The sequence below is a fragment of the Pseudomonas sp. genome, from assembly GCF_030147005.1.
GTDB lineage: Bacteria > Pseudomonadota > Gammaproteobacteria > Pseudomonadales > Pseudomonadaceae > Aquipseudomonas.
The window spans coordinates 1-14,868 of the sequence record NZ_JASLAW010000243.1 but is presented as its reverse complement, the minus strand read 5'-3'; the positions used below and the strand labels follow the sequence as shown (position 1 = coordinate 14,868).

Sequence of the window (14,868 nt, the reverse complement as noted above, 5' to 3'; positions counted from 1 at the left end):
GATGGGGCTCGCACAGGCACAATCGCGCTACAGGCCACCCGTGGCGTTAAAGCCCACGCCCAGCACGGTCAACACCGACAACGGCAACAGCAAAGTGTCGAGCAGTGCGCTGGCGGGCAGGTCGACATGGGGGTAGGTCGGGGCCTCGGCGCCAAACCTGTCCCTGGCACAGCAGCCTCCGTTAATCGCGTACATATCCAGCCGCGTACCTGCATACACCACCGGCGCGCCCGGTTGCGCCGCATCCAGCGTGCGAGCGGTGGCGCAGCCCGTCAGCTGCAGCGCCAGCACGATCAACAGCGCCTTATTCATCGCCACTCAAATGATGCTCGCCCCAACGCGGCAGCATGTCCTGCGGGATATTCAGCAGATTGAGAATGCGCGCCACCACAAAGTCCACCAGGTCATCGATGGTCTGCGGCTGATGATAAAAACCAGGCGATGCCGGCAAGATGGTGACACCCAGGTTCGACAACTTGAGCATATGTTCCAGATGAATGCTGGAATAAGGCGCTTCGCGTGGCACCAGAATCAACTGGCGACGCTCCTTCAAGGTGACGTCCGCCGCCCGCTCGATCAAGTTATTGCAAGCCCCGGTGGCAATCGCCGACAGGGTGCCGGTGGAGCAAGGCACCACCACCATCGCCGCCGGCGCACCGGAGCCTGAAGCCACCGGCGACATCCAATCCTCTTTGCCGTAAACCTTGATCTGCCCCGCCGCCGCACCGGTGTATTCGGTGAGGAAGGCTTGCATCATCTGCACCTTGGCCGGCAATGCGACATCGGTTTCAGTCGCCATGACCAACTGCGCCGCCTTGGAGATCAGGAAATGCACCTCACGGTCTTCACGCACCAGGCAATCAAGCAGGCGCAGGCCATACGGCGCACCGGACGCGCCGGTCATCGCCAGGGTGACGCGTTCCGGGCCGCTCACTTGAGCGCCTCGGCCAGCTTGCCATGCAGGCCGCCGAAGCCGCCGTTGCTCATGATCACCACGTGGGTGCCGGGCTTGGCCAGGTGTTTGACGTGCTCGATGATGCCCTCCAGAGAGTCACATACCTTCGACGGCACGGTGCACAGTGCGGCGATGGCCGGCAGGTCCCAGCCGAGGTTGGCGGGCGCGTACCAGACCGCCTGGTCGGCGTCATTGACGCTTTCGGGCAGGCCGTCGCGGTGCGCGCCCAGCTTCATGGAGTTAGAGCGCGGCTCGACGATCGCAATGATCTGCGCAGCACCGACGCGCTTGCGCAGGCCATCCAACGTGGTGGCAATCGCCGTGGGGTGGTGGGCAAAGTCGTCGTAGATGGTAATCCCATTCACGTCGGCAACCTTTTCCATCCGCCGCTTCACGCTCTTGAACGCGCTCAGTGCGGCGACGCCCATGGCAGGCGTCACGCCCACATGTCGCGCAGCCGCCAGGGTCACCAAAGCATTGGCGACGTTATGCTGGCCGGTCATGTCCCAATCGACGATGCCTTGGGCTTCGCCTTCGAACAGCACTTCAAATCGGGAACCGTCTTCGCTGAGCAACTTGACCTGCCACTGCCCGCCTGCGCCGGTGGTTTGCACCGGGGTCCAGCAGCCCATGTCGATCACACGCTGCAACGCCGGTTCGGTGGTCGGATGGATCACCAGGCCCTCGCTTGGGATGGTGCGCACCAAGTGATGGAATTGCCGCTCGATGGCCGGAAGATCAGGGAAAATGTCGGCATGATCGAACTCCAGATTGTTCAGGATCGCCGTGCGCGGGCGGTAGTGTACGAACTTGGAGCGCTTGTCGAAAAAGGCGCTGTCGTACTCATCGGCCTCAATCACGAAAAACGGCGTATCGCCCAAGCGGGCCGACACCGAGAAGTTCTGCGGCACGCCGCCGATCAAAAAGCCGGGGGCCATGCCTGCGTGCTCCAGCACCCAAGCGAGCATGCTGCTGGTGGTGGTCTTGCCGTGGGTGCCGGCAACCGCGAGCACCCAGCGACCTTGCAGCACGTGGTCAGCCAGCCACTGGGGGCCTGATACGTAAGGCAAACCTTTGTTCAGCACGTATTCGACCGCTGGGTTGCCACGGGACATCGCGTTGCCAATGACCACCAGATCCGGCACCGGGTCGAATTGTGAGGGATCGTAACCTTGGGTCAGTTCAATACCTTGCGCCTGTAGCTGCGTGCTCATGGGCGGATAAACATTGGCATCGGAGCCCGTTACATGATGGCCCAGCTCTTTGGCCAGAACCGCCATCGAACCCATGAACGTGCCGCAGATACCCAGAATATGAATGTGCATAGTTGACCTCGTAAAACATCGAGGCAGGTTAGCGTAGGGTGGGAAAGTTCGCACGCTTTAGCTGAGCGCGAAACGCCCGTCGGCGCATACGACGGGCGCAGGGGGCGAGTTGACACGGCGCCGGCCATTTGAGGCTACTGGCCGCCCGATAAGTTCTCGACGTGCAGAGTTGGTGCGTTGGCCTCAGGAACAGGCGTGACGTTGATCACCCCCAGCAAAGCAGTAAGAGCTGCCATCCGGCTTTCCAGGTCAATTACACGTGCCTTGACGTCGTCTTTTTCAGGCCCCGTGGACGCCGGTTGAAAGTCAATGCCCAGAGCCTTGGCGTCTTTGCCCAGCTCCCGTTCCACATAGCCGACCATGGCCTCAAGCGAGTCCAGGCGTTCATCCCTTGTTTGCATCACCCATGCCAGGTCGGGCCTGACAAGCTGCTCCTCGCGCAGTCTCGACAGGGTGTTGACCAGCAGAAAAACGTTGTTTTGGGCATAGTCGACGAGCCGCCCTTCTTCGATGCTTTCTTGCGTCACCGGCGCAGACGCCGGATTGATAAGTGGCTTGAGCGCTTCGTTGACATTCCCGGAGGCGATCACGCCGATCGCCGTTAACGGTACGTTGATCGCCGCCGTGATCGCCGCGGTCTTGAGCAGGGTTCTATTGGTCGGCGGAAGGGCTGTCTCCTTTGCCTTGACCGCTTTCCTGGCATTTTCCTCAAGGGCCTGCGCAGAAAAAGGTCCGGCATCTTGTCCATTGACGCGGCCGGGACTGGGCTCTCCGAATAATTGGTCACGGATTTGCGCATCCCTGGCGGCTTGCCAGGCCTTACGCTGTTTTTCTGCATATGCGGCCATTTCGGGGGGTTGCCCGGCGTTTGCGGGGCGCGCGTCCCCCGGCTGCCAGGTGCCACTGGCGTGGCCGGGGCCGTCGAAGCCGCTCACTCTGGCGTCCACGAACCCTTGATCGAACGTCGGGTGGCCTGCCTCCACGCTGCTGCGCGTGGTGCCTCCAATGCTGGGTGCTTCAACCCGTGTCGGGCTTGGCAAACTCTCTCTGGAACCGCCCCTCAGGAGGCCGCCAATCACATCACCTACTCTGGAGCACCGGGTGGTTCGATAGGCTTTTTTTCGAGCGCCAAGCCCTATGACTGCAATCGAAGTGCGGACAGGAGGTAATGCCATTGTTATTGTTGTGGAACGTTTCATCGCCATTCACCTTATTTGAATTGATATAAACCACTCGCATTACCTGCCGAATGAACATTAACCATTGAAAAACACTCGTCCTGAAAACACTCTTGCATCAGGCGTGTAATGAATTGACAGCGCCAAACTGCGCCAGCTGAACACCGAATGTCGTTTTAGTGACAACGTTATAGGCATACCAGGCACCCTTCTTGAAAATGGCTACCGTGGGTTGCCATACATTATCGTCAGCTGCGTGAAAAAAGCCTTTTACAACATCGCCCTCCCGATAAATTTTATTAACGTCATAACTTCCATAGTGACCTCTCAAACGAGACAACACACCATGGCCATGCTCGGCCAAATACGTCACATCTTTGTAACCAGCGCGCGCAGCTTTATTTAAGTTTTTTGCAATATCGACTGAATCGGTGTAACCCACGGACGCACCAATACCCGCCACAACTCCGTTCTTAATAACAGTCAATACACTTTTACCGGCCCTGGCAGCGTTGCGCGCGGCATTCGCCCCCGGGATTAAAAAACCGAGCATATCGAACCCGATATTTAATAACGCCCCGCCTACATCACCTTTGATCGCGTCTTGAACACCGTCGTAAAAAGGCACGAGGTTCAGGAAGAAACTCTTTAGTTTTTGGTCGTAAGCACGTCCTTTTTCAATATCGGTCACGCCCGCCGCTTCACTCTGCAGAGCGCTGTAATCCTCGGTGAAATAGCCTGCTGCCGTTTGTGCGAGGGCGCCATAGTGATCAGAGAAGTAGTCACCCGGTTTTTCCCCGTGCGGCGCGGGCAGATCAGGTTTTTTCACAGTGACGCCATACTGCGCGTAGGTATGCGGCAAGCCCGGAATATAACCCTCGCTGTCCTTGCCAAAATAGGAGCGGTCATCCAGCTCGATCCGGCGGCTCGGAAAGCCGTCTTCTTTGACGAACGTGCCTTCAGCGGGAAAGTAACTGTAGGCGCTGACGTTGCCATCAGGCGCTACCACTTTCATCAACAACCCGTGCTTGCCCTTCAACGCCTCAAGTTCTTGCGCGGTGGGCGCCGGAGGCAGGCACTCCCTGGGCGTGAACAACCCGGAGGTGCAAAGCCCGTTCTTGATATAGGCGCGAGACACCTCGAAGAAACTGACGTCCGATTGGCTGATAAGCGCCCTGTCCGCCAAAGGCAACTGTGAAAGCTGATACTTGAACTGGATAGCCCAGGCACTTGCCTGAACATTGCGGTACTCCTGAAACTTCGCTGCAAACACTTTATTGATGTCAGGTGTCAGCTCAGACAGGCGTGACTTCATGCGTTCATAAGGAAAACGCTGCGCATCCTTGGATATCCAAAAGTCCGGTTGGATCGGCCCTGTCATATAGATATCCAACAACGACAGCGGAGTATGTTTCAGGGAGGCCTGCTGCATCACCTCAAGCGTCGGGTCTATCTGGGGAAATACCCGCTTCAACTCTGCCAGCGCCAATTCCCGCCGCGTCGTCGGTGGTGTTCGCATGGCGTTACTGGCCCAGTGAAGCTCTTTTTGCTGCTTGATAAATACCTTTAGCGCCTGCTCGGCCTGAGCATCCGAATAGGCATGGCTCGGGCTGGCGTCGATGACGCGATTGGCGATACCCCACGCAATGATCGGATCGTGCAGGGCGATGTTCAGTTGATCCTCACCCTCAACGGAAACGGGTGGCGTATTACCGTAATCCATCACTTGGCTGAACGTCATGTTTGCCGCCGCGCCAGGCACTTGCTGCTCTATGCGCGAGACCGCTATACAAAAACTCGCCCAGGCATGGGAGCCGTATACAAGCGTGGGCGGGATGTCTTTGACCAGGAACTCAGGGGCTGCCGCCGAGAGCAAAAGGTACGCGGCAACGGCTGCGCCCTCGTTGCCGATCTTGCCGGCCAGATGTGCGGTAAAGCGTTTGACGATCTGAGCCGAAGAAGCGCCCACGTTATCGGCGCTATAAAGGTTGTAGCCCGCCAGGTCGAACCGCGACTTGCCCAGGCCAGGATCGAGCTCCTGCACCAAGGCAACGCTCAGACTTTCAATTGCACTGGTCGGCGTATCGATGACCTTGAGTACGTTCTGAATCAACTTACCCAGCCGCTGCGCCTCGGGGGTGCGTATAAGGTGGTCGAGGGCGCCGGACGGGTAATCAGCCATGGACTTTCTCAAGTGGCCTGGAAGATGGCTGATCAACCGGCTCAAGAGGCTATTGGCCCCAGGCGCGCTCGCTGTCTCTGAAGGGGTGGGCGCCTGGGTCTGTGCCTTTACAAACTTTCCCATCTTGCGCAGCGACGTGGATGACAGTTCACGCGCGATAGGCCGTACACCACCGGCCTGCGCGCCCGGCGCCCTGTGCGCCAGGTCAATGGACAGCGCCGAGGCCAAGGCGTGAGCCTCTGCACTGTTAACAGGTACTTTATAACCCTCAAGTTTGAGCATTTGGGCGACGCTCATCGTGTTGCGATGCTCACGATCAAACAGCGCGGAACGAGGATCAATGGATACGATCTTCTGCGGATCAACACGCCCATCAGCGTCGTCGACCAGGGCGTTCAATGCGCTGATCAGCCTGTGCCGGTTGGCTTCATCGCCCAGCGCTTGCCGATGCGCCGCCAGCGCGGTGTCGGAGCGGGTCGACAGGTGATGCTCATCCACATTGAAGCCGGGATTATCCTGAAACTGTTTGAGGCGAACGCTGGCTCGCCCGGCGTCATACAGATCGGGCTCGCCGTAAAATTGCGCGACCAGGTCCATCGACACGCCGCCCTGCGCGCTCCCTGGGTATCGCACCGCTTGACCGTATTCGGGGGCGAACACCCTACCCAGGGACAGGAGCGTGCGGGAAACATCAGACCACCCTGAATCGTCTGACAGATAAAAGGTTTTGGGCCGGCCGTTTACATAGCCTTTTATTTCCCCGCGAGTGGGAATCAGCGTCAGCCAGCGCAGATCAAGCCCTTGGTTTTCAGCCCATGCCAGAAAGCCCTCGCTTTTAAAAGCACCGTCTAATTGGGCATACCAAAGCCCTACTGTCGAGTGCGGCGCAACCTGCATATCGGGTGGCGTGGCGGAAGTTCTATAGCCTGCGTCGAGCAATAAGGCGGCAAATGAACGGGCGACTTCAGCATCGGCCTCGGCTCGGCTCGTTGGCTGCTCTTTACTTGTCGGGGCCGTAAGGCGGCTGTTATCAATGACGACTGAGCCAGCGCCGGGTTCATATCGTTCACCCGTATCAACTCCCGACCCGAAGGACGCCGCCATTTGGAGCGCATACGCACTTGGAATATTCATAACCCACCCTCGACGCAGTGAATAAGCTTCTAAGCAACCGAAGCCTTAATGTACTTAATGAGTGGGGCAAACATGAAAAATGTTCGACTTTTAAAATCGACATATTATTGCCGAATCCGGCAACTTACAGGCGCCAGTTATTTATTAACTTACGCACAGAGAAAAGTTAAAAACCCTTGTAGTCTAAACTACCGGGCCTCGTGAAATTTCGTACTTCCGCAACTTTCGATACAGTGTATTGCGGCTCACGCCCAGTTGCGTTGCCGCATGGCTCATGTGCCAGCGCTGTTGCTCCAGAGCGGCCAGCAAGGTTGACCGCTCGGCCTCTTCAAAGGGGGACAGTGAAGAAGCACTTAGCTGAGGGTGAGGGGCACGGGCCTGACGAATCATCGGCGGTAAATTTTCCAGCCCGATCGTGCCGTCTTCGCACAGCGCGACCAGTGTGCGTAATACCGTACGCAACTGCCGGACGTTACCCGGCCAGGCAAACCCCAACAACGCGGCGCGCGCGGCGGGCTCCAGGTACACCGCTTGGTCAGCGGCTTCCTGCGCCAGCAACAGGTCCAACAACTGCGATTTGTCGCAGCGTTCACGTAACGCCGGCAGGGCAACTTCCAGACCGTTGAGCCGGTAATACAAATCCTCACGAAAGCCGCCGTCCTCTACCCGGGCCAGCAAATTGCGGTGGGTCGCGCTGATAATTCTGACGTTTACGGCTTGGGGCTCACCACCGATAGGCACCACCAGGCGGTCTTCCAGCACCCTGAGCAGTCGCGTCTGCAGTGCCAGGGGCATGTCGCCGATCTCATCGAGGAACAGGGTGCCGCCATCCGCTTGCTGCAGCTTGCCTTGCATGCCCTCCTTGCGCGCGCCGGTAAAACTGCCGCCGCGATAGCCGAACAGTTCGCTCTCGATCAGGTTTTCCGGAATAGCGGCGCAGTTGAGGGCAACGAACGCTTTGTCGGCACGCTGGCTGGCCAGGTGCACGGCTTTGGCGAAGGCTTCTTTGCCCGAGCCGGTTTCGCCATTGATCAGCAAGGGCACGTCGCGCTCGAACACCCGCACAGACTGACTGAAAGCCTGTCGCAGCGTCGGGTCATCCAGGCAGACACCGGGCAAGCGCGCGCGGTCGAGAACAGCGGGCTTGGCGGTGGGTGCAGGGGCCGGGCGCGGTTGCCCGCGTAGCGCCGCGAACAGCTGCCGGCCATCGCGGGTGCGCAACGGCCAGCTCGCCGTGGCGTTGGCGCAGGCGCGGCCCAGCAACTGATCCAGGGAACAGTCGAACACCGCTTCCACCGGCTGGCCCAACAAGCCGCCACGAAGCTGCCCCAACAGGTTCAGTGCGCTCTGGTTGAGCGCACAGATGCGCCCCTCGCCGTCAAACGCCAGCAGCCCTTCACTGAACAACCCGACCGACTCGGCCTGCAGGTGAAAGCGCAGCAACCAGTGGTGTTCGAAATGGCGCAAAAAGTAGCAACTTTCAATCATCTTGGCCGACAGGTTGACCAATGCCATGGTGTGAAACTGGCTCTGGCGCGACACGGCCTCGCGGGCCGACGACACATCCAGCACCGCCAGCAACTCACCGTGCGGATCGAACACCGGGCTCGCCGAGCAGGTCAGCCCGGTATGGCGACCGCGAAAATGCTCGTCACGGTGGATGGTCAGGGATTGGCGCTCGACCAGGCAGGTGCCGATGCCGTTGGTGCCTTCGCAGGCTTCGCTCCAATCAGCGCCCAGCCACAGCCCGGCGCGTTCGAAGATCTTGCGCTCGGACGGTGCAGTGACGCAGTTGAGGATCACCCCACGCGCATCGGTAAGCAACACCGCGTGGCCTGCGCCCGAGAGCTGCTGGTGCAGGCTGTTCATCTCGTTGCCGGCGATGTGCAGCACTTGGCGCAGGCGTTCGCGGCTTTCCAGCAAGCGGCCATGTTCAAGCACGGTGGGGGCGATAGTCTGCGCAGGGTCGAGGTGGTAGTCCTCCAGGCAACGCAGCCAGGAACGGGCGATGGACGGGTCACTGCCAGGGCCTTGAGGCGCCTGCTGCCCGCGAGTGACGGTCATCACCTGCTGGGCATGACGACTGAAATGATCGTTGTGCATGTTCTTATTATTCTCCCTGCATGAGAACGCCCAGCATCCCCCAGGCACCCAACCATTGCAATCCCGGGCCGACCCACCGGTCACAGGCTGTACCGGTTATGGCACACACTGTCACCCAGGCTGTATCGACTTCGCCACAGTAATGTGCCGCTAACAAAACCAACCCCTTGATTTTGCTGGCGCCCACGGGCTGTGGCCCGGCCTTTGCTCTACGTTTTATAACGCGCTTTGACGCGCTGTACTCCGATAAACATAAAAGCAGGAGATACCCCCCATGCGTTATGCACACCCCGGCACTGAAGGCGCCATCGTTTCGTTCAAGGCCAAGTACGGCAACTACATCGGTGGCGAATTCGTTGCGCCGGTCGACGGTAATTACTTCACCAATACTTCGCCGGTCAACGGCAAGCCCATCGCCGACTTCCCGCGCTCCACCGCCAAAGACATCGACAAGGCGCTGGACGCCGCCCACGCCGCCGCTGACGCCTGGGGCAAAACCTCAGCCCAGGACCGCTCGCTGGTACTGCTGAAAATCGCCGACCGCATCGAACAGAACCTCGAACTGCTGGCCATCACCGAAACCTGGGACAACGGCAAGGCCGTGCGTGAAACCCTCAACGCCGATATCCCGCTGGCCGCCGACCACTTCCGCTACTTTGCCGGCTGCATCCGCGCCCAGGAAGGCAGCAGCGCCGAAATCAACGAACTGACCGCCGCTTACCACTTCCACGAACCCCTGGGCGTGGTCGGCCAGATCATCCCGTGGAACTTCCCGCTGCTGATGGCCGCCTGGAAACTCGCCCCGGCCCTGGCCGCCGGTAACTGCGTGGTGCTCAAGCCGGCCGAGCAGACGCCGCTGGGTATCAGCGTGCTGATGGAACTGATCGGTGACCTGCTGCCGCCCGGCGTACTGAACGTGGTGCACGGTTTCGGCAAAGAAGCCGGCGAAGCCCTGGCCACCAGCAAGCGCATCGCCAAGATCGCTTTCACCGGTTCCACCCCGGTGGGCTCGCACATCATGCATGCGGCGGCCGAGAACATCATTCCGTCCACCGTTGAGCTGGGCGGCAAGTCGCCGAACATCTTCTTCGCCGACATCATGAAAGCCGAACCTGCATTTATCGAAAAAGCTGCCGAAGGCCTGGTGCTGGCGTTCTTCAATCAGGGCGAAGTGTGCACCTGCCCATCACGGGCGCTGGTGGAGGAGTCGATCTACGACGACTTCATGAAAGTGGTGATGAAGAAAGTCGAGTCGATCAAACGTGGCGACCCGCTGGACACCGACACCATGGTCGGCGCCCAAGCGTCGGAGCAGCAGTTCGACAAGATTCTGTCCTACCTGGAAATCGCCAAGGCCGAAGGTGCGCAACTGCTCACCGGCGGCAAGGTCGAGAAGCTCAGCGGCGACCTGGCCACCGGCTATTACATCCAGCCAACCCTGCTCAAGGGCACCAACGAAATGCGCGTGTTCCAGGAAGAAATTTTCGGCCCGGTGGTGAGCATCACCACCTTCAAGGACGAAGCCGAAGCCCTGGCGATCGCCAACGACACCGAGTTCGGCCTGGGCGCCGGCCTGTGGACCCGTGACATCAACCGCGCCTACCGCATGGGCCGCGCGATCAAGGCCGGCCGCGTATGGACCAACTGCTACCACCTGTACCCGGCGCATGCCGCGTTTGGCGGTTACAAGAAGTCCGGTGTGGGGCGTGAGACGCACAAAATGATGTTGGACCATTACCAGCAGACCAAGAACTTGCTGGTGAGCTACGACATTAATCCGTTGGGCTTCTTCTAACCCAACATCAACGCCCTCGGTAGGAGCGAGCTTGCTCGCGAAGAGCGTTAACGATAACGCGGGTGGCCTGGCTGCCCGCAGCGCACTCGAGTTTTTCGCGAGCAGGCTCGCGCCTGCATTACCCGGCGCCAACTTGTCGGGACCAAAACAATAAGAATGGAAGGTACTTCCCCATGCCTAGCGAACCGACTGGATCTTCCGTCGACTTCGAAAAAGTCGATTCCCAATACTTTCAACAACGCGAACTTAAAAAAGGTGCCGCCGGCTGGGTGCTGTTAGTCGGCCTCGGCGTCGCCTACGTTATCTCCGGCGACTACGCCGGCTGGAACTTCGGCCTGGCCCAAGGCGGCTGGGGCGGGATGTTCCTCGCCACATTGCTCATGGCCACCATGTACCTGTGCATGTGTTTTTCCCTGGCCGAACTGTCCTCCATGATTCCGACCGCGGGTGGTGGCTATGGGTTTGCCCGCAGCGCGTTCGGCCCTTGGGGCGGGTTCCTCACGGGCACGGCGATCCTCATCGAATACGCCATCGCGCCCGCCGCCATCGCGGTGTTCATCGGCGCGTATTGCGAGTCGCTGTTCGGCATTGGCGGCTGGATGATCTACCTGGCGTTCTACATCATCTTTATCGGCATCCACATCTTCGGCGTGGGTGAAGCCTTGAAGTTGATGTTCGTGATTACCGCCATTGCGGCCATCGCACTAGGCGTGTTCCTGGTATCGATGGTGCCGCACTTCAACGTCGCCAACCTGTTGGATATCCCGGTGAGCGACGCCAAGGGCGCCAGCAGCTTCCTGCCGTTCGGCTACGTCGGCGTGTGGGCCGCGATCCCCTATGCGATCTGGTTTTTCCTCGCGGTAGAAGGTGTGCCCCTGGCCGCCGAAGAAACCAAGAACCCCAAGCGCGACCTGCCACGCGGGCTGATCGGCGCGATTGTGGTGCTCACCAGTTTTGCCCTGTTGATCCTGGTGATCGCGCCGGGCGGTGCGGGCACTTACGCACTGATCAAATCCGGCAACCCGCTGGTGGAAGCCCTGGCGTTGTCCTACGGCGGTTCGACCTGGATGGGCAGCTTCGTCAACCTGGTGGGCCTGGCCGGCTTGATCGCGAGCTTTTTCTCGATTATCTATGCCTATTCGCGACAGATATTTGCCTTATCACGTGCCGGCTACCTGCCGCGCAAACTTTCCCAGACCAACAAAAGCAAGGCGCCCGTACTGGCGCTGGTGATTCCCGGGATTATCGGTTTCGGCCTGTCGCTGACCGGCCAGGGCGATTTGCTGATCCTGGTGGCGGTGTTCGGCGCGACCATTTCCTATGTGTTGATGATGGCCGCCCACATCACCCTGCGCATCCGTCGCCCCAAAATGGATCGCCCCTACCGCACGCCCGGCGGCATTTTCACCTCGGGCGTGGCGCTGGTACTGGCCTGTGTGGCCGTGGTGGCGGGCTTTCTGGTCGATCCGCGCGTGGTCATTGGCGCCGCGATCATCTATGGAGTATTAATTGCTTACTTTGCTTTCTACAGCCGGCATCACTTGGTAGCAGGCACGCCGGAAGAAGAATTCGCGGCGATCCAGGCCGCAGAGGCCGCCTTGCACTAACTGCCGTAAACCTCGACGCGGATGTCTTGCCCACATTGGGCCCGCGTCATTAAGGAGACACTGTATGGCAAGTTTTTCCCACGCGGTGGGTGCACACACCTACCGCTTCGACAGCCTCAAGGACTTGATGGCCAAGGCCAGCCCGGCGCGTTCCGGCGACTTCCTGGCCGGCGTGGCTGCACAAAATGATGGCGAACGGGTCGCGGCCCAAATGGCCCTGGCGAATACCCCGTTGAAACACTTCCTGGAAGAAGCATTGATTCCCTATGAAGACGACGAAGTCACCCGGCTGATCATCGACACCCATGACAGACAGGCCTTCGCCACGGTCAGCCACCTGACCGTCGGCGGCTTGCGTGACTGGCTGCTCAGCGACGCGGCCGACGAACACTCTCTGCGCGCATTGGCGCCGGGGCTGACACCGGAAATGGCCGCCGCCGTGTCCAAGATCATGCGCGTGCAGGACCTGGTACTGGTGGCGCAGAAGATCCGCGTGGTCACCCAATTTCGCGGCACCCTGGGCTTGCGCGGGCGTCTGTCCACGCGCCTGCAACCCAACCACCCCACCGACGAACCGGCGGGCATCGCCGCCAGCATTCTCGACGGCCTGCTCTATGGCAACGGCGACGCGATGATCGGCATCAACCCGGCCACCGACAGCATCGCTTCGATCTGCGCCATGCTGGAAATGCTCGACGCGATCATCCAGCGCTACGAAATCCCCACCCAGGCGTGCGTGCTGACCCACGTCACCACCTCCATCGAGGCGATCAACCGCGGCGTGCCGCTGGACCTGGTGTTCCAATCCATCGCCGGTACCGAAGCGGCCAACGCCAGCTTCGGCATCAGCCTGAGCCTGCTGCAGGAAGGTTACGACGCGGGCCTGAGCCTCAATCGCGGCACCCTGGGCCAGAACCTGATGTATTTCGAAACCGGCCAGGGCAGCGCCTTGTCGGCCAACGCGCATTTCGGCGTCGACCAGCAAACCTGTGAAACCCGCGCCTATGCGGTGGCTCGGCACTTCAAACCGTTTCTGGTCAACACCGTGGTCGGCTTCATCGGCCCCGAGTACCTATACAACGGCAAACAGATCATCCGCGCCGGTCTCGAAGACCACTTCTGCGGCAAGTTGCTCGGCGTGCCGATGGGCTGCGACATCTGCTACACCAACCACGCCGAAGCCGACCAGGACGACATGGACACCCTGCTGACCCTGCTCGGCGTGGCCGGGATCAATTTCATCATGGGCATCCCCGGTTCCGACGACATCATGCTCAATTACCAAACCACCTCATTTCACGACGCGCTGTACGCCCGCCAGACACTGGGTTTGAAACCGGCGCCGGAGTTCGAGCAGTGGCTGGCGAAAATGGGCATTTTTACGCAAGAAGGCGGCAAGGTACGCTTCGGAAACAGCCTGCCGCCGGCGTTTCGCCATGCGTTGGCGCAACTGGGATGAAGGAGCCGCCTGTGCAACTCGACCTGCCTGACAACCCATGGCTGGAACTGCGCCGCCTGACCCCGGCGCGCATTGCCCTGGGCCGTACCGGCACCAGCATTCCCACTGGCGCGCAACTGGATTTCCAGTTTGCCCACGCCCAGGCTCGGGACGCGGTGCACTTGCCGTTCGATCATGAAGGGCTGAGCCGCCAATTCGCTGAACGCGGCCGCGACAGCCTGTTGCTGCACAGCGCCGCCGCCGACCGGCATATCTACCTGCAACGCCCGGACCTTGGGCGCCGGCTGAGTGACGACTCGGCGCAAACCTTGCGCGACTACGCTGCGGCGCATCCGGATGGGGTGGACCTGGCGATCGTAGTGGCCGATGGCCTGTCGGCACTGGCCGTGCATAAACATACGGCGCCCTTTCTGACACGCCTGGAAGAACAGACCCACGCCGAAGGCTGGTCGCTGTCACCGGTGATCCTGGTAGAACAGGGCCGTGTAGCCGTGGCCGATGAGATCGGCCAACTGCTCGGCGCCAAAATGGTGGTGATCCTGATCGGCGAACGGCCGGGGCTCAGTTCGCCGGACAGCCTGGGGCTGTATTTCACCTACAACCCCAAGGTCGGCCTCACCGACGCCTATCGCAACTGCATCTCCAATGTGCGCCTGGAAGGTCTGAGTTACGGCATGGCGGCCCATCGCCTGCTGTACCTGATGCGCGAGGCCTGTCGGCGGCAGCTGTCCGGGGTCAATCTCAAGGATGAGGCCCAGCTGCAAACCCTCGACTCGGACGACCCGGACCTGATGAAAGGCAATTTCCTGCTCAGTCCACCTGCGGACTGACCGCAGCACGATTGCGCTTTTTTGCGGTGTTAGGCAGCATCGAGCCACGGCCGCGCGCGTGGTCAAACGCCATTTGGAAGCCGAGCCTGGCATGCGGATTACCCAAGCCCCCCTGGAACCCAGCGATGACTGACGCAACGCATCAAACATTGTGCCCCTGTGGGAGCGGGCTTGCCCTAATGCCGGTCAGTTAAGACAGAACCGGTCCCTGTGGCGAGGGAGCTTGCTCCCGCTGGACTGCGTAGCAGTCCCATTTTTGGGGCCGCTTCGCGCCCCAACGGGAGCAAGCTCCCTCGCCAC

10 protein-coding genes are annotated in these 14,868 nt (G+C 60.2%); 4 read left to right on the top strand and 6 right to left on the bottom strand.

Annotation, left to right across the window (positions count from 1 at the left end; translation table 11 throughout):
* Positions 1–27: 27 nt before the first annotated feature.
* The 6 genes from Q1V60_RS22815 to Q1V60_RS22790 all read right to left on the bottom strand — a co-directional run bounded on the left by Q1V60_RS22815 (position 28) and on the right by Q1V60_RS22790 (position 8,877).
* The gene (locus Q1V60_RS22815) at positions 28–312 is read right to left on the bottom strand and encodes a YceK/YidQ family lipoprotein (RefSeq protein ID WP_300635061.1); all 285 of its coding nucleotides are present in this window, start codon (positions 310–312) and stop codon (positions 28–30) included.
* Positions 305–934: a flavin prenyltransferase UbiX gene (gene ubiX / locus Q1V60_RS22810; protein ID WP_300635059.1), complete on the bottom strand. Its 630-nt coding sequence runs from the start codon at positions 932–934 to the stop codon at positions 305–307. Before ubiX ends, Q1V60_RS22815 begins: the two co-directional genes overlap by 8 nt.
* Complete coding sequence (gene mpl / locus Q1V60_RS22805; protein ID WP_300635057.1) at positions 931–2,280, bottom strand: UDP-N-acetylmuramate:L-alanyl-gamma-D-glutamyl-meso-diaminopimelate ligase; 1,350 nt, start codon at positions 2,278–2,280, stop codon at positions 931–933. Before mpl ends, ubiX begins: the two co-directional genes overlap by 4 nt.
* A 134-nt stretch (positions 2,281–2,414) precedes the next feature.
* A complete protein-coding gene (locus Q1V60_RS22800) occupies positions 2,415–3,479 on the bottom strand; it encodes a hypothetical protein (RefSeq protein ID WP_300635055.1) in 1,065 nt (354 codons plus the stop codon).
* A 97-nt stretch (positions 3,480–3,576) separates the two neighbouring features.
* Positions 3,577–6,774, bottom strand: coding sequence for a hypothetical protein (locus Q1V60_RS22795; protein WP_300635053.1), 3,198 nt, complete (start codon positions 6,772–6,774; stop codon positions 3,577–3,579).
* A gap of 183 nt (positions 6,775–6,957) precedes the next feature.
* The gene (locus tag Q1V60_RS22790) at positions 6,958–8,877 is read right to left on the bottom strand and encodes a sigma-54-dependent Fis family transcriptional regulator (RefSeq protein ID WP_300635052.1); all 1,920 of its coding nucleotides are present in this window, start codon (positions 8,875–8,877) and stop codon (positions 6,958–6,960) included.
* Positions 8,878–9,151: 274 nt separating this feature from the next.
* On the opposite strand from Q1V60_RS22790, the gene Q1V60_RS22785 reads away from it, so the two are divergent.
* The 4 genes from Q1V60_RS22785 (at position 9,152) to eutC (ending at position 14,568) form a co-directional block, all read left to right on the top strand.
* Positions 9,152–10,672: an aldehyde dehydrogenase family protein gene (locus Q1V60_RS22785; RefSeq protein ID WP_300635050.1), complete on the top strand. Its 1,521-nt coding sequence runs from the start codon at positions 9,152–9,154 to the stop codon at positions 10,670–10,672.
* Positions 10,673–10,845: 173 nt separating this feature from the next.
* Complete coding sequence (eat, locus tag Q1V60_RS22780; protein WP_300635048.1) at positions 10,846–12,279, top strand: ethanolamine permease; 1,434 nt, start codon at positions 10,846–10,848, stop codon at positions 12,277–12,279.
* 64 nt (positions 12,280–12,343) lie between these two features.
* On the top strand, positions 12,344–13,738 hold the full coding sequence (locus Q1V60_RS22775) for an ethanolamine ammonia-lyase subunit EutB (protein ID WP_300635046.1): 1,395 nt from the start codon (positions 12,344–12,346) through the stop codon (positions 13,736–13,738).
* Entirely contained in the window at positions 13,735–14,568 is an 834-nt protein-coding gene (gene eutC, locus Q1V60_RS22770) for an ethanolamine ammonia-lyase subunit EutC (RefSeq protein WP_300635044.1), read from the top strand. Before Q1V60_RS22775 ends, eutC begins: the two co-directional genes overlap by 4 nt.
* Positions 14,569–14,868: the final 300 nt, after the last annotated feature.

What these genes read in the sequence shown, in the direction of transcription:
- Q1V60_RS22815 (WP_300635061.1), bottom strand. Translation starts at nt 312, where the DNA reads ATGAATAAGGCGCTGTTGATCGTGCTGGCGCTGCAGCTGACGGGCTGC.
- mpl (WP_300635057.1), bottom strand. Translation starts at nt 2,280, where the DNA reads ATGCACATTCATATTCTGGGTATCTGCGGCACGTTCATGGGTTCGATG.
- Q1V60_RS22800 (WP_300635055.1), bottom strand. Translation starts at nt 3,479, where the DNA reads ATGAAACGTTCCACAACAATAACAATGGCATTACCTCCTGTCCGCACT.
- Q1V60_RS22795 (WP_300635053.1), bottom strand. Translation starts at nt 6,774, where the DNA reads ATGAATATTCCAAGTGCGTATGCGCTCCAAATGGCGGCGTCCTTCGGG.
- Q1V60_RS22790 (WP_300635052.1), bottom strand. Translation starts at nt 8,877, where the DNA reads ATGCACAACGATCATTTCAGTCGTCATGCCCAGCAGGTGATGACCGTC.
- Q1V60_RS22785 (WP_300635050.1), top strand. Translation starts at nt 9,152, where the DNA reads ATGCGTTATGCACACCCCGGCACTGAAGGCGCCATCGTTTCGTTCAAG.
- eat (WP_300635048.1), top strand. Translation starts at nt 10,846, where the DNA reads ATGCCTAGCGAACCGACTGGATCTTCCGTCGACTTCGAAAAAGTCGAT.
- Q1V60_RS22775 (WP_300635046.1), top strand. Translation starts at nt 12,344, where the DNA reads ATGGCAAGTTTTTCCCACGCGGTGGGTGCACACACCTACCGCTTCGAC.
- eutC (WP_300635044.1), top strand. Translation starts at nt 13,735, where the DNA reads ATGAAGGAGCCGCCTGTGCAACTCGACCTGCCTGACAACCCATGGCTG.